General features: G+C 40.1%; 14 protein-coding genes. 5 read left to right on the forward strand and 9 right to left on the reverse strand.

The annotated features are described in order from the left end of the window. Nucleotides 1-23 precede the first annotated feature (23 nt). Nucleotides 24-602: a DUF2777 family protein gene (locus HF078_RS11475; RefSeq protein ID WP_169291286.1), complete on the reverse strand. Its 579-nt coding sequence runs from the start codon at nt 600-602 to the stop codon at nt 24-26. Between the two features lie 246 nt (nt 603-848). Between HF078_RS11475 and asnB the strand changes: the two genes are divergently transcribed. The 4 genes from asnB (at nt 849) to HF078_RS11495 (ending at nt 6,809) form a co-directional block, all read left to right on the forward strand. Beyond that, nucleotides 849-2,699: an asparagine synthase (glutamine-hydrolyzing) gene (asnB, locus tag HF078_RS11480; protein WP_169291287.1), complete on the forward strand. Its 1,851-nt coding sequence runs from the start codon at nt 849-851 to the stop codon at nt 2,697-2,699. Between the two features lie 285 nt (nt 2,700-2,984). Beyond that, nucleotides 2,985-4,511, forward strand: coding sequence for a phytoene desaturase family protein (locus tag HF078_RS11485; RefSeq protein ID WP_169291288.1), 1,527 nt, complete (start codon nt 2,985-2,987; stop codon nt 4,509-4,511). Next, nucleotides 4,508-6,010 carry a phytoene desaturase family protein gene (locus HF078_RS11490; RefSeq protein ID WP_169291289.1) on the forward strand — a complete coding sequence of 501 codons (1,503 nt, stop codon included), beginning with the start codon at nt 4,508-4,510 and terminating at the stop codon, nt 6,008-6,010. Before HF078_RS11485 ends, HF078_RS11490 begins: the two co-directional genes overlap by 4 nt. Beyond that, the gene (locus HF078_RS11495) at nt 5,976-6,809 is read left to right on the forward strand and encodes a phytoene/squalene synthase family protein (protein ID WP_169291290.1); all 834 of its coding nucleotides are present in this window, start codon (nt 5,976-5,978) and stop codon (nt 6,807-6,809) included. Before HF078_RS11490 ends, HF078_RS11495 begins: the two co-directional genes overlap by 35 nt. Before the next feature lie 441 nt (nt 6,810-7,250). Here the strand turns inward: HF078_RS11495 and HF078_RS11500 are convergent, their stop codons facing one another. The 7 genes from HF078_RS11500 to HF078_RS11530 all read right to left on the reverse strand — a co-directional run bounded on the left by HF078_RS11500 (nt 7,251) and on the right by HF078_RS11530 (nt 14,839). Further along, complete coding sequence (locus tag HF078_RS11500; protein WP_169291291.1) at nt 7,251-8,723, reverse strand: phytoene desaturase family protein; 1,473 nt, start codon at nt 8,721-8,723, stop codon at nt 7,251-7,253. Then, entirely contained in the window at nt 8,720-9,829 is a 1,110-nt protein-coding gene (locus HF078_RS11505; RefSeq protein ID WP_169291292.1) for a glycosyltransferase family 2 protein, read from the reverse strand. The genes HF078_RS11500 and HF078_RS11505 overlap by 4 nt, the downstream gene beginning before the upstream one ends. A gap of 28 nt (nt 9,830-9,857) precedes the next feature. Beyond that, nucleotides 9,858-10,523 (reverse strand): lysophospholipid acyltransferase family protein, encoded by a 666-nt coding sequence (locus tag HF078_RS11510; RefSeq protein ID WP_169291293.1) that lies wholly within the window; start codon nt 10,521-10,523, stop codon nt 9,858-9,860. Then, nucleotides 10,492-11,283: a carotenoid biosynthesis protein gene (locus tag HF078_RS11515; protein ID WP_169291294.1), complete on the reverse strand. Its 792-nt coding sequence runs from the start codon at nt 11,281-11,283 to the stop codon at nt 10,492-10,494. The genes HF078_RS11510 and HF078_RS11515 overlap by 32 nt, the downstream gene beginning before the upstream one ends. Before the next feature lie 140 nt (nt 11,284-11,423). After that, nucleotides 11,424-12,800 carry an ammonium transporter gene (locus HF078_RS11520; protein WP_169291295.1) on the reverse strand — a complete coding sequence of 459 codons (1,377 nt, stop codon included), beginning with the start codon at nt 12,798-12,800 and terminating at the stop codon, nt 11,424-11,426. A 25-nt stretch (nt 12,801-12,825) separates the two neighbouring features. Beyond that, a complete protein-coding gene (locus HF078_RS11525; protein WP_010192088.1) occupies nt 12,826-13,167 on the reverse strand; it encodes a P-II family nitrogen regulator in 342 nt (113 codons plus the stop codon). 319 nt (nt 13,168-13,486) lie between these two features. Continuing rightward, nucleotides 13,487-14,839, reverse strand: a complete 1,353-nt coding sequence (locus tag HF078_RS11530) for an MATE family efflux transporter (RefSeq protein ID WP_169291296.1) — start codon at nt 14,837-14,839, stop codon at nt 13,487-13,489. A 119-nt stretch (nt 14,840-14,958) separates the two neighbouring features. Between HF078_RS11530 and HF078_RS11535 the strand changes: the two genes are divergently transcribed. Beyond that, a complete protein-coding gene (locus HF078_RS11535) occupies nt 14,959-15,831 on the forward strand; it encodes an AraC family transcriptional regulator (protein ID WP_169291297.1) in 873 nt (290 codons plus the stop codon). Nucleotides 15,832-16,377: 546 nt separating this feature from the next. Here the strand turns inward: HF078_RS11535 and HF078_RS11540 are convergent. Next, the gene (locus HF078_RS11540) at nt 16,378-18,147 is read right to left on the reverse strand and encodes an alpha-glycosidase (protein WP_169291298.1); all 1,770 of its coding nucleotides are present in this window, start codon (nt 18,145-18,147) and stop codon (nt 16,378-16,380) included. Nucleotides 18,148-18,280: the final 133 nt, after the last annotated feature.

An 18,280-nucleotide genomic window follows, 5' to 3' on the forward strand; every position in this document is an offset into this window, starting at 1 on the left:
TTCGCCACTTTATTCTCCTTGTTCTATTCAGCTTTTCTACGTTCCATATTAGTGAACATGTATCTTTTGCCGGTTTGCAGGGTGTATTCAAATCGGTCGGTTACTGATTTTCCTCTAGAAAAGTGATGTTGAACGGAACAAATAAATGTTTCATTATCATAAACGAGAAAATTTACTCCTGATGGCTCCTTTATATTATCCATGAATTGCATGGTGTTATAGCAATAGATACAGTCATAGATGGAAATATTGGAGTTGTTCAACAGGGTGGTGAACTTTGTAAACGCATCCTCGGACAGTTCTTCAAGCCATTCCATATAGGGCTGAGGAAGTCTTTTACGGACACGCACGGCATCTCCATTGTTTAATTCATACAAATGTTTGGTATGTAATACAACTTGACCGTTTTCTAATAACACGCCTGGTACCCATTCGTTTGAAAAGAGTATCTCTATGCCTTCTTCTGAAATCTCTTCTAAAAGAAATGCTTCATCGTCCTCGGCTTCAAAAAAAATCCATTGTTCATTTATATGTTCAATTGTACCGCATGTATAGGAGCGTTTCTGTTCGTAAATAATGTTTTTTCTTTTTTGAAGATTCACAGTCGTTTCCTCCAGTAGTCAACAAGTTTTGTAGGGGCAAACCTTTGTGTCTGCCATTCTTCCCTAGTTGGTGTGCCTTTAAACTAGACGCATTATTATTACTTTACCCACTTTTCAGAGGAATATTGAGAGGAAGACAGACAAGGAAAAAAAGTGAAGCTGTTTCTGGAATTCATGGTATAAGCACTCCCGGCATAGTATAGAACACCCGTAGTTTGCTTAAAGCAAAAGGAGTGGATGGACAATATGTGCGGTATTACTGGATGGATAGATTGGAAGAAAGATATCAAAGATCAGAAAGATATAGTAAAAAAAATGGCGGAAACTTTATCTTTACGTGGACCAGATGACACAAATATTTGGATGGACCGTCATGTGGGTTTTGGACATAAACGCTTAGCTGTTGTTGACCTTGAAGGCGGTAAGCAGCCGATGACAAGGAATAAAGCGGAGGATAATTACACTATTTGCTATAACGGTGAACTTTATAACACAGAAGATATTAGAAAAGAATTGGTGAAGAGAGGATATGGTTTTAGAGGGCATTCTGATACGGAAGTTTTACTGACGGCCTATATGGAATGGAAAGAAGAATGTGTCCATCATTTAAATGGCATCTTTGCATTTGCAATTTGGGATGAAAAAGAAGAAAGATTGTTTATTGCGCGAGACAGACTTGGGGTGAAGCCATTATTTTTTCATCAAGGGGAGGGGACGTTGCTTTTTGGATCCGAACTGAAAGCACTTCTGGCCCATCCGGAAGTCTCGAGTGAAGTTGGGTATGATGGATTGGCAGAAATCTTTGGACTTGGACCTTCTCGTTCCCCTGGCAATGGACTTTTTCATCAAATCAAGGAGCTCCGCCCAGCACATTTAATGATAATGAGTAAAAGGGAAGGTCTGAAAATCAAGCGATACTGGAATGTGGAAAGCAGGCCGCATACGGATAGTTTCGAGGAAACCGTGGAAAAAGTACGCTATCTTTTCACAGATGCTGTTACAAGACAACTAGTATCAGATGTGCCGGTATGTACATTTTTATCTGGAGGCTTGGATTCTAGTGCCATAACAGCAATTGCTGCAAATGCTTTTAAGAATGAAGGCAAGCCGCCATTAAATACTTATTCCATTGATTACGAGGAAAATGACAAGTACTTTAAAGCAAATGAATTTCAACCAAATTCCGATGAGAAGTGGATTAGGAAAATGACGGAAACCTTTGGTACCGTTCATCACCGTTCCATCATCTCACAAACCAACCTCGCAGCGTATTTAAAAGAGGCGGTACTTGTAAGAGATCAACCTGGTATGGCGGATATAGATTCCTCCTTACTATGGTTCTGCAGGGAAATCAAACAAAATTATGTCGTGAGTCTCTCTGGGGAATGTGCAGATGAAATCTTCGGGGGATACCCATGGTTCCACAGACCAGAAGATCTTGCATCAAGTAACTTCCCATGGATGCGTTCCACCCAAGCCAGAATGGAACTGCTTCGACCAGAATGGAGAAGGAGACTGAAACTAGATGAATATATTACATCTAAATTTGAAGAAACGGTTGCGGAAACGCCTAGACTTGAAGGCGAGAGTCTAATAGAAGCACGTAGACGCGAGTTGTTCTATTTAAATATGATATGGTTCATGACAACACTACTTGACCGCAAGGATAGAATGAGCATGGGTGCAAGCTTAGAAGTTCGTGTTCCCTTTGCTGATCACCGTTTGGTGGAGTATGTCTGGAATATCCCATGGGAAATGAAGATGCACGGCAACAGGGAAAAGGGGATCTTAAGGAAGGCTTTGGAAGGCATACTACCTGATGAAGTGCTTTACAGGAAGAAAAGTCCCTACCCTAAAACCCATCATCCGGTTTATACGAAAATGGTTAGAAGTTGGCTAGAAGAAATTCTGGAAGATTCAAATAGCCCATTACTTGAGTTCATGGATAAAAAGAAACTGAAAGAAATCGTTTCTTCAGAAGGTAAAGCATTTCAGGTACCTTGGTTTGGACAGCTGATGAGTGGTCCTCAACTGTTAGCCCACCTCGCACAAATTCATGTATGGTTTACTCATTACGGTGTAACAATAAAGGAATAAATTGCTAAGTATGATTAAATGTGTTTTGATTAGAGTGTAGAAACTCTTTATCGTATTAAAGAGATAAAAGCTCCTAGATAGGAGTTTTTATTTCATTTTAGTGTGTACAAGCTCCTTATTTCTAGTGCAGTTTATGAAAAAATCATCATCCAAATGCCGTTTCAACCCGTTTTTAAATAGAAAGAGTGTTATTGATTGTAAGGGTATTTAAAAGAATATATAATGTTTGTATAATATTTGTTTAATTAAGGAACGGTTTGTTTGGAATGAGGAGGCGTACTTGAAATGAGCAAAAAAATAGTAGTGATTGGTGCAGGGCCTGGTGGTTTAGCAACTGCCATGATGCTTTCTGCAAGTGGCTATGAAGTAACCGTTATGGAAAAACAACCTTATGTTGGAGGACGAAATTCTGCTATAAAATTAGGGGATTTCACTTTCGATATGGGGCCAACCTTTTTAAGTATGCCTCAAATAGCAGAGGAAATTTTTGAAGAATCAAGGCGGAACATGCATGATTACATGGACATGAAAGAATTAAAAGAAATGTATGAACTTGTTTTTCCAGATAAATCATTTATGGTGACTCGTGATAAGGAGAAAATGAAAGAAACCATTGAACGGTATTTTCCTGGGGATGGAGAGGGATATGACCGATTTATGTCGGAAACGGAAAAGCGTATGGACGCCCTCACTCCAATCCTTCAGGGGAAAATGGATCGTTTCTATCATTATTTTCAATGGAAAGTCATTAAAGCGTTGCCCCAGCTAAGCCTTGGCAGCAGTTTGTACGATCAATTAAGTAAATATTTTCGACAAGAACAACTCAAACTTGCTTTCACTTTTCAATCAAAATATTTAGGAATGTCCCCGTGGGAATGTCCTGGTGCCTTCTCCATTCTCTCTTGGATGGAACATGCATATGGAATTTATCATCCAATCGGAGGGGTCAATCAGCTCTCTGAAAGCATGGCAAAAGTGGTGAAAGAATATGGTGGGAAAATTAATCTTGGTACAGGTGTTAAAAAGCTTTGGCTAGAAGGTCGAAAAGTGAAAGGTGTCATTTTGGAGAATGGATCTAAAGTGGAAGCAGATGAAGTAGTGGTTAACGGTGATTTTGCCCATGTGATGACAAATTTAGTGGATGAGAACGTATTGCAAAAATACAGTAAACGGAAGCTTGAGAAGAAAAAGTATTCCTGCTCTACCTTTATGATTTATCTTGGGCTCGACACGGTTTATGATCTACCGCACCACAGCATTATTTTTGCTGAAGACTACAAAAAGAATGTAGAAGAGATCACCAGAACAAAGAAGTTATCAAGTGACCCTTCCATCTATGTCCAAAATGCTTCAGTGACAGACCCTACACTTGCTCCCGCAGGAAAGTCTGCCCTATATATCCTTGCGCCTGTTCCTAACAACTTCAGTGAGATAGATTGGCAGGAAAATAAAGATAAGTTTCGAGAGTTAGTATTTGAGACACTGGAGAAAAAGAGCGGATTAAAAGGACTCAGGAATCATATAGAAGTTGAAAAAATTATTACACCTGCTGATTGGGAAAAAGAAGTGCTTGTATACAAAGGGGCGACTTTTAACCTTGGCCATCAACTGACACAAATGATGGTATTGCGCCCGCATAATAAATTTGAAGAACTTGAAAACTGTTGGCTTGTTGGCGGCGGTACACATCCGGGAAGCGGATTACCGACCATTCTCGAATCGGCGAGAATAACAACACGACTCCTAAGGGAAAAGCATGAAACACATTCTCAAAAAAGCTTTCAAGCGCAAAGATTGGAGAAGGCTCAATGAGTAAGCATATAGCAATCGCTGGTGCAGGTATCGGAGGAATGATTACAGCCCTTTTACTAAAAAAGCAGGGTTTTCACGTTAGTATTTTTGAAAAAGGAAAACAGGCAGGAGGTCGGCTTGCCTTTGTCGAAAGGGATGGGTACCGGATAGACCAAGGCCCAACTATTGTCCTCTTGCCCGATATGCTGAAAGAAATACTGGCAGAAGCGGGAGTGTCCAAGGATGCTTGGGAACTAATGAGCCTTGACACACTTTATTCCATTCATTTTAAGGATGGTAAGAAATACACAAAATTTAAAGATATAAACACTCAACTATCCGAGTTGTCAAAGCAGTTTCCAGGCGAAGAAATAGGTTTTAAACAATACATGACAGACATGAAAAAAAGTTTTGAAATGGGGAAAACCTCGTTCCTGGAGAAATCGTTTACGCGAAAAAGAGATTTCTGGACGGGGAAAAACCTTAAGACCTTACTAAGATTAAAAGCTTATCAATCAACTAAAAAATTCGCAGGATCCTATTTCAACGACGAACGACTCCGTGAAGCGTATTCCCTTCAGACGTTATATATCGGAGGTAATCCACAAACAGCTCCAGCCATGTATAGTTTAATTCCTTTTAGTGAACATGAACATGGCATCCACTATGTGAAGGGAGGCTATGCATCTCTCGTTGATGTGCTAGTGGAAACGTTGAAAGCCAGCGGAATCCCACTGCATCTTTCCAGTAAGGTGGAAAACATCCAAAAAGAGCAAGGACGCGTTACGGCCATTAAAGTTAATGGCGAGAGTATTACGGTTGATGGACTCGTTTGGAATGGTGATTTTCCTTCCTCAGCAGAACTTTTCAATATTCAAAAAGACTATGAACCTTCCTCAGGGTGTGTATTGTTTTATTTTGGAGTGGATGGAATCTATCAGGATTCAAATGTTCACCAATTTTTCATGGGTGGAGACTTCGAACAGCATATGAGAGAAGTGTTCAAAGAAAAGAAGGTACCTACAGATCCTTCCTTCTATACATTCAATCCAAGCGTAATCGATTCCACATTGGCACCGGTTGGAAAAAGTGTTTTGTACGTCCTGATACCGGTTCCATCTGGCAGCCATATAGATTGGAGCAACGAAAAGGCATTTAAAGACAGGATGTTGAAGAATATTGAAAACAGAGCATTTCCTGATTTAACAAAAAGAATGGAATGGATGGAAGTAAGAACACCTAATGATGCCGAGCTCGATGGATTATTTCAAGGTGGTAGCTTCGGTATCGCTCCGAATTTATTTCAGTCTGGTGTATTCAGACCACAGGCTAAACCAAATTCTGACCTGGAAAATGTTTATGCAACCGGTGCATCTATACACCCGGGGGGCGGTATACCAATTGTTATGCAAAGCGCTAAGCTTGCAGCAAACCAGATTATCCATGATTTTGCCCATCATTCATCTGCAAAGGATGTGAATCTCAATGAACGACTTAATGAAAGCATATCATCATTGTGAATCCATAATTAAAGAACATTCTAAAACATTCTATAAAGCATTTATGCTCTTGCCTAAAGAAAAGAAGCAGGCGGTATGGGCTGTTTATGCGTTTTGTCGACAGGTTGACGATATCGTCGATGAAGGGGTAAATCCCAAAGAAGAGCTCTTCGAATTCAAAGGAATGTTTGCTTCTTTTCTAAATGGAGAACTGCCGTCTGAAGATCCAATGTGGTTAGCTCTTCAAGATGTTTTCAATAGATACGAGATGGACGTACAATCCTTTCATGACATGATAGTTGGCCAGGAAATGGATCTATATAAAAAGATGTATTTCACAGAAGAAGAAGTGCTTCACTATTCCTATCATGTGGCAAGTACCGTTGGATTGATGCTGCTACCGATTCTTGCTCCTAAGAAAAAAGGTGAATTGAGAGAGGATGCTATCGCGCTTGGGCAGGCGATGCAGATTACTAATATTCTTAGAGATATTGGGGAAGATCTTGAGCGTGAGAGAGTCTATATTCCGATCGAAATGCTGGAAAAAGCGGGCTATTCACTGGATGACTTGAACAAGCATATTGTGAATAATAAGTTCATATCTGTGTGGGAAGAAATGGCAAATAAAGCGGAAAGACTTTATGAACAGGCGATGAGCACTATTCATCTGTATCCCATGCATTCGAGAACTCCTGTTAAAGGAGCGGCCTATTTGTATCGCGCGATACTTGGTTCGATACGTAAAAAGGGGTATTCAGTCTTCAAGACAAAGCATTATGTTTCCAGTGAGGAAAAGCAGCAAATCATTTCCCAAATGTAACAACCACAGTCCAATGGGCTGTGGTTTTATTTATAAAAAAGTATGTATCACTGTTGATTTCCGTTCCAAGCGCTTCGCTTACCTGTGGGCGGTCCGTGAGCCTCCTTGGCTTGCGCCGGTGGGGTTTCACCTGTCCCCTTCCTCCCGCGGGCATCTGCTCGCCTTCCACTCCAATCAACAAGGATTTTCCATTCAAAGAAAGTATTATGAAAGTCTTATCTAACAAGATGAATTAACACCTTTGTTTTTCTAATCCATAGCTGTTGATTGGAGCAAAAGGCGAAGACTCCAGCGGGGGAGAAACGGTTGGTTGAGACCCCGCAACGAAGTGAGGAGGCTCAAGCACCGTCCCGCGGAAAGCGAAGCAATTTGCGGAAATCAACAGCGGTGTAATTACAGAACCTATATTTTAGAGGAGATTGGAACGCTCATGGTAGGTTATTATTTCATTTTGTTTGCTTTACTTATAGCATTTGCAACGTTTAAACCGGACAGTGTAACCATAGGCGAGCCTCCCCCAGGGTGGGTGGAGCCACCGACAAAATAAAGGTTGCTAATGTCGGCTGATTTGTTTCTTGGACGGAAGAACGCATCTGTTTTACGGTTAGACGCCATCCCATATAAAGCCCCTCTAAATGCGCCAAATGTAGTTTGTATATCCTTTGGAGTTATTACCTTTTCAGCAAGCACATTTTCTCTTAATGACAATCCGCGATCAGCTAATGTATCATATATGACGTCCTTATAATCTTGAGCATTCTCGTTTTGAAGAGTTGTTGCCGGTGCATTGACCAAAATGAACAGATTATCCCCATTCGGACTTCTTTCCTTTTCAGTAAAAGAAGAATTGCTCAGGTAGATGGTAGGTTCAGTTGCATATGCTTTATCCTGAAATAAACGGTTAAACTCCTGTTTGTACTCTTTTGAAAAATAGACGGTGTGATGTAAAAGTTCAGAATGCCTCTTATTCATTTCGGCAAGGACTACATAAGCAGAGATAGAAGGTTCGTATTTGGCTGCCTTTTTATTTGTAAAATGAGGCCTGTCCACTTCTTGAACAAGTTCAGGGTATGCGTGAAGAAGGTCTGCATTCATCACAACCGTATCGGCCGGATACTTTTCCCCGTCTTCTGTTGAAACAGACACAGCCTGTTTGTTTTTCACTTCAATTGCGGTTACCTTGCAATCAGTCCTAATTAGAACTCCAAGTTTTCTAGCGAGTTTCTCAAATCCTTCTGCAATTTTTGTGTTACCTCCTTTTGTGTAATACACCCCATCCGCTAACTCCAAATAAGCGATAAGGCCAAATGTAGCAGGGGAGACATAAGGAGAGGAACCGATATAGGTGGCATATCGGTCTAGTGCTTGGATAACGAAAGGATTCGTGAAATAATTTCGGTGAAACTGATGCAAAGACTGAAAAGGTCTGACTTTGCTAAAGGAATATCCTAAGCTGGGAGAGAGGTAATCCGCAGTGGAAGTAAATGTCCTCCTGAAAAACTGGCTTTCTCCCATCTTATACAAACGTGTGACTTCCTCAAGATAAGCAGGATAATTCTTGGCACCAACAGGATCAAGCGTTGCGAGTTGGTCAATCATGTGCTCTGAATCAGAACTGAAGTCAAAAACATCCCCATTTGGAGAAAGATTACGAGTGTGTGCTGGAAGTTTGATAAACTCAAAGTATGAATCTGGATTTTCTCCTGTTTGAGAAATGACTTCCCGGAATACATCTGGCATCGTAATCGTGTTTGGTCCAAAATCAAAAGATGCCTCTCCCAACTGAACAGGCATCAGTTTTCCACCTAAGTGGGTATTCTTTTCCAATAATGTTACATGAAATCCCTTGGTAGCAAGACTGATTGCAGCAGATAAACCACCAAGCCCTCCGCCAATGACAACGATATTTTTCATTTATAGGCACGACCCTTCCATATATAATGTTGTTTTCTCCAAGATTTCCACATGGAAGCGTGCAGAATTACTAAGAATGCCAAAGCGCTTAAAGGCATGAAAAGAAACAAGTATGGTAGCTGGCCAGTTCTAAGATCAATATATAGCTTTTGCATCCATACGAGTAGCAGGGGCACCAAAAATAAAACTCCATAAAGGGGTGATAAAAATGCTAAGAAAAGAGGTGAAATATAAAACAAGCTATAAAACAAAGTTAAGCCCATTGCCATTAGTGGTGATCTTCCAATGCCAATATAAATATTTTTTAAAAAACCATTCCAGACTTCTTGATTCGTTTCATACATATTACAGGTAACGTATGGAGTGGCATTTATTAGTTTTACTTGGAATCCATGTTCTTTCATCACCCTGGCGAGATGCACATCTTCAACAATACTAGATTTAACTGAGAAATGCCCTTCCACAAAGTCATAGGCGCTTCTCTCAAAAAACATGAACGCTCCGTGAGCGGCACTTGCAGGCTTAAAGGAACTGTAATTTGCCAACCCGAGGGGAAGATGAAGCCAGATGACGAAATGTTGCATAGGTACCACTAGTTTACTTAACCAGCTTGTGACTGGAAACCGCGGAAAACCAGTAACCAAGCCGACTTTCTCATTCTGGAAAAATGGAAGCATGTTTTCTATGGTGTTCTTTTGCAGCCGTGCATCTGCATCCAAAAATAACAGATAATCGCCATTAGCCGCATGAGAAAGTTGATAGCAAGCATGCACCTTTCCTGCCCAGCCCTTTTTAAGGGGAGCACCTTGAAGAATAGTAAAACGGCTATCTTTCTTAGTGGAGTTCAAGGCCAAGGAATAGGTTGTGTCGGAAGAATGATCATCCAACAAGATAAATTCCAAATTAGAAAAGGTTAATTGTTTTAGATTTTCTATTAAATGGAGGACGTTGCGCTCCTCATCTCGCATGGGAACTAAAATGGATACAAGCGGTGGGATTGCAGATTTTATTGGTTTTGAATAGGTAGGATAAAACAATCCATTAATGATAATCCAGAGGAAAGACAATAATAACCCGCCAGATAGCAAGATAGTGAATAATTCCAAAACTGTTTTCCTCCTTCAAATTCCATCATTATAGTAAAGATTGATAGTGGCTTGTTTTTTGATGTATGACATCCTGTTTGACTTTATCCAGCAGAAGGGTATAGTGCTTCTCTAATGAATTGTTTTTCTCTTTTGAAGAATCACCCTGCAGTTGAGAATAATAGATCGGTTCATCTAGTTTAATATACACCTCAGGTTTACGTTCGCCAGTGAACGTATAGTAGAGGGATACAGGAACAATGGGAATGTCTGTATTCTTTGTGATGTGCATCGCTCCTGGCAGGAAACCGAGCGGACGGATCTCAAGGTGTCGCTCATCTCCTTGTGGAAACAGCCACAATGTTTTTCCATCATTTAATCTTTCTTTTGCATACTTCATCGAGCGGACAATGTCCTTAGGATTTTCTCTGTTGACGGAAAATGCACCAATTTTACGGAAGAAGGGGAACTCTCTAATTCCTTTCTCGTGCATCATCACATAGCTCTCCTGTTTAATAATAATTTGATTCAAATGAAAAACTACCAGTGCGTCCCACCATGTACTGTGATTGACAATGAACAAGGCAGGGGATGGGGGGAGGTTTACATGTTCCTCTTTAGCATAATAAACTCCCTTAAAATGAAAACGGAGGAAGCGCTTATTGAATTGATGAAAAAAATAATCAAATACTTTGCTTTTTTTTGCTGGAATCATGCAAGAGCTCCTTTGATTTCAGGGTAGCTAAATATAATAATAGAGTTGGGATTATTGTTACAGTCAAAGCCAGATAAAGCTCTGCAGTTATGGCGATCATACAGAACATCCCAATCATCAAACCGTACAATACATACATATTCTTCTCCCAGTAACGATTTTCCTGTGGAGAAATATTTTTCGATAGTAATAAGATGACCAGATGAAATACAAAGGAAAGTCCGAACCAACTGTAAAAGTTAAACATAGGAATGTTGTAATAAAAGCTTGTTTCTTCCCAAATCCAATATTCTTTTGCGATATAGGCGACAGGATCGATAATTAAATCCAATACCAAAGTAGCGAAAGAAGCAAGGATTGCTTTTAAGATAATTGGGGCAGTTGAAAGTACCCTATTTGCGATTACATGTGAGGTCGAAATGACCAAAACCCAAGCAAATCCAATGGTAATGGGGACATCAAATAACTTTGGCCCGAAATAGGAATTATAATAATAATCGCCAAATAAAAAACCATATTTTACTCCAAAATGCTCAGCAGCCATAGCTACAAAAAAGACGAGTAATGTAAAGAAAACCCCAATGGAACGGTAATTTTTTATAAAATATATGGCGCCTAGAGTTCCGGCAGTTACTAGAAATACCACATTCGCCCATTCCAACCAAGGTGGCAAGAGGTCAAAAGTCAATAACACGACCCCACATATGTACCAAACGATAAAAAAACGTACAATCAGCTTCTCCCACATGTTAATCTTCAACAATATCACCTCTAGGAGGAATTATATCATTATAGTTTAATAATTGTATATGTTTTGTATACAGCAAAAAGCGATTCAATGGGCTCAGCCACGAATCGCTTTGTTCTTATTTTTATCATTTTAGACGAAGCGGAATCAGTTTATACACCCTTAGCTTTAGGTTTTTGCGTTGTTCCGCCTAAGTTGTTCAGACGATGAACTAAACCTGTACCAAATTCCGGTGCGGAACTATCAGAAAAGACCGACTCTCTAAGCTCATAAGCAGAAGAACCATGCTCTGCAAAATCAAGCCCGGAGATCTCTTCTTCTTTAGTAACACGAATGCTCGAAAAACGGGTAACAATAAACAAGAATAATCCAACTGAACCGATTGTCCATGCCGTAACAGCCAGAACGCCAATCGCTTGAATACCCAATTGTGAAATTCCACCGCCATAAAATAATCCCGTTGAAGTAGAGAATAAACCAACAGCAAGTGTACCCCAAATTCCGCAAACCCCATGAACCGCTATGGCTCCAACCGGATCATCAATCTTAAGCTTACGATCAATGAAGGTAACGGATTCAACTAGAAGGACCCCGGCAACCAATCCAATGATAATTGCTCCTATAGGAGATACATCTCCCGTCCCTGCTGTAATTCCAACTAATCCAGCTAAAGCGCCATTTAACGTTAAGGAAGCATCAATGCGCTGATATCGGAATTGAGTGTAGAACGCAGATGCCAATACACCTGCAGAAGCTGATAATAAAGTGGTTGTAATGACATGTGGAATAAGGGACGGATCTGCAGCTAGGGTACTGCCTCCGTTAAATCCAAACCAACCAAACCATAAGATGAAAACACCTAGTGCTCCAAGTGGAATGTTGTGCCCAGAGATGACATTTACTTTGCCGTTAGTATATTTTCCAAGACGTGCACCTAAAAACTTCACCGCAACAATAGCCCCAAGAGCACCAGTGAGGTGGACAACAGTAGAGCCTGCGAAATCAGTAAAACCTAGTTCGGACAACCATCCGCCACCCCATACCCAATGTCCAACAATCGGATAGATGATAGCTGTCATAGCAACTGTCAATAAAATATAGCTTGATAGCTTCATTCGTTCTGCAACTGCACCAGAAATAATAGTGGCACATGTTGCTGCAAACATTGCCTGGAAAACGAAGAATCCTATTTGATCTTCATGGCCGGTAAGGAAAAACCCGTCGAGTCCGGTGAATCCACCAATGGAACTACCGAACATAAGAGCATAACCTATTGCGAGATAGAGTACAGATGCAATGGAGATAGTGAGGAAGTTCTTCATTAAAATATTTAATGCATTTTTCGAACGGGTAAAGCCCGACTCGACCATCGCGAATCCTGCGTGCATAAAAAATACTAATAGAGCAGCAACCATAATCCAAACCATGTCAAGAGAGACGCTTAACCCTTCAACCGTAGGTGCTTGAGCATGCGCTGTGGAACCGACCAATAATCCGCCTGTTACGAGCAATCCAATTTTCTTTTTCATATCTATCATCCTTTCTTAATTAGAATTAAATGATGGCAAGCTTTCCGTTTTCTCCTGTACGGATACGGATGGCATCTTCCACTGGATAGATGAAAATCTTTCCGTCCCCGACTGTGTTGGTAGAGCAAACTTCCTGAATGATTTGGACAATTTCATCTACATATTCTGATTCCACCACCATTTCCACCTTTACCTTTGGCAGTAGTTTGATCTCGAAAGTATTTCCTCTAAAAAGACCTTGTTGTCCTTTTTGTTGGCCACAACCTGCTACTTCAGAGACGGTTAAGCCGTTGATTCCGACTTCTTCCAACTTTTCACGAAGAGCACGAAATGTTTCCGGTCTAACGATGGCTTCCACTTTTTTCATTGTTATCGCTCCTTTAAGTTAATGTTATGTTTCCTAACATCGGTAGTTATGTTTTATATCATATTCTATAATTATGCAGTGTGCAATAGTAATTATCAAAAAATTCAGTCGAAAGCGCTTACTAGTTTGTAAGGAAATCTAACATAAATAAAAAAACCCTTCCGTGTGGAGGGCTTTTATTGAGGTAAAATAGCCTATTAACTCTGTTGATTTCCGTTCCAGGCGCTTCGCTTGCCTGCGGGCGGTCCGTGAGCCTCCTCGGCGTGCGGAAATCCACAGCGGTGTTAACCAATTACCTATAATTCTAATCAAGAAAACTCTATGATGCTTTTTCATGTACAAATGATTTGTTTACCCAAATGCGGGAACGCCAGCGGTACAGCATAATAATGCCACGCAACCACTCATCTAAAATCATCGCAATCCACACACCGACTAAACCAAGACCAAAATGAATTCCTAACAAATAGGAAACAGTAACACTAACACCCCACATCGACAAAATACCGATATAAACAGGGAACCTGACATCACCTGCTGCTCGCAAAGCATTTATTACAACCAAATTGAATGAACGCCCTGGCTCCAAGATCACGGTAAATAAAATCAACGTACCACCTAGTGTTATAATATCCGGGTTATTTGTAAAGAACCCCAAAAGTGTATCAGAGAAAAATGCAATGGGAATAGCAGTCAAAATGGAAATCAAAATGGCAAGTCTTAAGCTTTTTAAACAGCGCTTATATGCCTCTTCAACTTTTCCTGCCCCAATCTGATGACCAATCATTATTTGTGTACCTTGACTAATAGCAACACTGAATAAGAAAATAAACATCATTAAACTTTGTGCGTACACTTTAGTTGTTAATGCTTCTGTACCTATCATGACAATGAAATAGGTGATGACAATTTGAGAAGTATTATAGGAAAGATGTTCTCCTGCTGACGGGATACCAATTTTTAACAAGTTTTTCAAATGACTTACAGGGAGGCGGAACATTTTCTTAAATGGCAGTGGTTCTTCTATTCTTTTGAAAAGCAGGACAGTAATGACAATTAACCCTAATGCGCGGCTTGTTACAGTAGATAATGCTACTCCGTCTACACCTAAGACGGGGATACCAAACGGCCCGAAAATAAATAAATAGTTTCCGATAACATTTATAATATTCATGCCGATGGTCACATACATGGCATCTCTAGTGAACCCGTAACTTCTAATCGTAGCTCCCATTGTGATGACAAGTGCCTGAACAAATGAGAAGATACCTACCATTTTCAAATAAGAATCCGCTTCTGACAAAAGTTCAGGAGGAAGGTCCATCAATAACAAAAGCTTGGAACTGAAAAGGAATACTAAAATACTGATAGCTACACTGAAAATTAGATTGGCTCCGATAGAGACAACCGTTACTTCTGCTGCGAGTTCTCTTTTTTTTGATCCTAGATACTGTGCGACCAGGATTGTGGTACCTGTTGCGATGAAGCCAAACATGACAATCAACATAAACAAGATTTGATTGGCAACACCAACAGCTGCCACAGAGTCATCTGAATACTGACTTAACATTAATATATCTGCATTCCCCATTAACATGTGCAGAAGAACTTCAATAAAAATAGGCCATGTTAAAGCAAAAAGTGTGAGTTTCTTTGTATTTGTTTCTTTCATATTGGTTACTCCTTTTGATGATTCCGACATAAAACCATTCCTAGTTTAAACGGATTTCATTATAATAGAAAGAGATGATTTCGATACTTATTGGATTTTTACGACTTGAGGTGTAAGGAATGTCAATGATTGCTATGTCTATCCCCCCATTTCCGACTTTCATTAGGGGCGGAGAATATACATTTTATAAAGGGGAACGACACTTCTCCAGAGTGTTTACCGTTTTCGACCTTTTGTATGTAAAAAAAGGTACCTTGTTTATGCAGGAAGGCGAGAATAGGTTTGTTGTAAAAGAAGGACAATATGTCATTTTGGTTCCAGGTGAACGACATGAAGGATATGCGGATTGCACAGAACAAACAGACTATTTCTGGCTGCACTTCGTTATCCCAGGAAATGATTTTCAGATGGTGGAGGATAAGGAGCTTGATTGGTCCTTTGTGTATAGGAAAGAACCAACATTTACAGAAGTAGGTTATTATCAGTTTCATATTCCGCAATGGGGTGAAGTGAAAAGAAGGGAGATCGTCGAACAGCAGTTGGAAACGCTTCTTACTACAAGAGACGGGGATGCCCATGTTCCAGATGATTATCTGAAACAGCAAATTCAATTCTCTGAGTTCATCGTTCAGTTGCAAAAGGAGGCATTCTCTATTCCGAGTGCTACCGAAAAGGTATGTGAGAGTGCTATGAAATACATTCAGGAAAACTATAAAAATCCAGTTAATATGAGTGTTTTAAAAGAAGAGTTGAATTTTCATCCAGATTATTTGACTCGTTGCATGCAAAAAACGATTGGAATTAGTCCTATGCAGTATTTAACCCATTACCGGATGCATCATGCCAAAAAGCTTTTGGCGGAAACGGAATATAAGGTATCTGCCATTTCTCGTGATGTGGGAATTGACGATGTCACGTATTTTTCTAAGTTGTTTAAGAAGGTGGAGGGAACGACGCCGATGGAATACCGGAGATTGGTGCATCGGAAGTGAAATTTGAAGGGGGATGAATTATTGTCATATTAGTTTTTGGAAATGAAGCGCGCTATATGCCGGAACGTGGAAGAACCATCGTCAAAAGTCTAATAGAAGGGTTCTATAAGCCCGAACACCGGAAGAAACACCTTCAAATGTCTAATAGAAGCGTTCTATAAGCCCGAACACCGGAAGAACCCCTGTCAAATGTCTAATAGAAGGGTTCTATAAGCCCAAACACCGGAAGAAACACCTTCAAATGTCTAATAGAAGCGTTCTATAAGCCCGAACACCGGAAGAACCGCCGTTAAAAGTCTAATAGAAGGGTTCTATAAGCCCGAACACCGGAAGAAACCCCTTCAAATGTCTAATAGAAGCGTTCTATAGGCCATTACGCCGGAAGGATACCTGCAAAATGTCCTATAAAAGGGTTCTATAAGCCCAAACTCCCTAAACAACAAAACAAAATGTCTAATAGAATTTACTAAACCAGCAATGCCGCAAATATAGAAAAAGATGCCCGCTAATTTCCTTAGCGGGCATCTCCACTTTTACTCTGTTGAATTAATAAGCCAAAATCTGAAACCCATAAGCGGGAAGTTTCACTTGCAGTGCATTGGCGTCAGCTGCAAATGCAAACTCTTCTCCGTTCCAAAGGTCACGTAATACCTTTCCTTCTACACCATCTGGTAATGTGACAATTAAATCCTTGTCGCTATTATTGATCACAAATAGTATTCTTTCCCCGGAGGTATCAGAAACCTTCTCATACATGACATGATTGGTCTCATTATTTGCTTCAATAAAACGGATGTCCCCATGGTTTCCGAATACAGGTAATTCTTTGCGAAGCGCAATTAATTTTTTCACAAACTCAAACATATCACGATCCTGTTTCTCTTCTTCCCACACCATGCACTTACGGCAACCTGGGTCTTGCTCGCCTGTCATGCTGAATTCATCTCCGTAATAGATGCATGGAGCGCCGATAAAGGACAATTGGAACAAGAACAATAGCTTCAATTTTTCTTTATTTTCCTCGCAGATTGTTAAAATACGAGGAGTGTCATGGCTGCCTAACAAGTTGAATGCAACTTCATTTACATTAATAGGATAAGAGTGCATCACTTTAGATATGGAATTTGCAAACTCAACTGCCTTGGTTTTGTTTTTCGCAAGATAATCAAGGGTAGCGGTGGTGAATGGATAGTTCATGACAGCATCAAACTGGTCACCCTGTAACCAAGGCATAGAATCATGCCAAATCTCCCCGAGAATATAGACATCCTCTTTCTCAGCCTTCACAGCCTGACGGAAGTCTCTCCAGAACTGATGGTCCACTTCGTTTGCAACGTCCAGTCTCCAACCGTCAATGTCAAACTCCTTTACCCAATAGCGGCCCACTTCCAATAAGTATTCCTTTACTTCTGGATGTTCCGTATTAAGTTTAGGCATATCCGAAACAAAAGCAAATGCGTCGTAGTTCGGTTTAGGCTTTGTTACTACAGGGAAATCCCATATATGGAACCAGTCCTTATACTTCGATTTTTCTCCATTTTTCAAGACATCTTGAAACGGTTCCCAATAGTAACCGCTATGGTTGAACACAGCATCAAGCATTACTTTGATACCGTTTTCATGACAAACTTGCACAAGTTTCTTAAACGTTTCTTTTGTCCCAAACTGCGGATCAATTTCCATATAATCAATTGTGTCATATTTATGGTTGGATTTTGCTTTAAATATCGGAGTGAAGTAAATACCTGTGATACCTAACTCGACTAGATGGTCGATGTGTTCTATTACGCCCTCGAAGTCACCTCCGAAAAAGTTGGATGTAGAAGGTTCAGTACTTCCCCATGGAAGAGCGCCTTTTGGATCGTTTGCTTTATTGCCGTTTCCAAAACGTTCAGGGAATATTTGATACCAAACTGTGTCCTTTACCCACTTAGGAGCTTGAAAGACATCAATTTTGTTTACAAAAGGAAAACAGAAGTAAAGTCCGCAGTCTTTAGGTTCTTCTTCATAAAAACCTTTTTCATTATAAACAAGGTTTTCTTCACCTGATTTCAGCGCAAAGCCATAACGAAGCCTTCTAAATTCCGGAGCAACTTCTGCGAGCCAATAATCATAAAGCTCATCTGATCCCGTTTTCTTCATTGGTTCCTTAACAGAAATCCATTCACCGTCTGCCCATATATATGGATCACCATGAATCAATTCAACCGACTCCACGTCATCTTTCTTTGTTTGCAGACGGATGTGTAAAGTTGTTTCATTATAGGCGTATGCAAAATTGTTCTTTGGACGATGGAATATTGCTTCCTTTAGCATATAGCATTCAACCTCTCCTTCATGCAATCGCTTGCATTTATTACGAAAAAAAATGGTTGAAATGGTTTCATTGCCATTTTATTCAACATAAGGGTATGTCAAAAATGAAACAATGTCAATGAAAAGGGAAAGC

The sequence above is a fragment of the Bacillus sp. RO2 genome (genome assembly GCF_012911845.1).
Classification (GTDB): domain Bacteria; phylum Bacillota; class Bacilli; order Bacillales; family Bacillaceae_I; genus Sutcliffiella_A.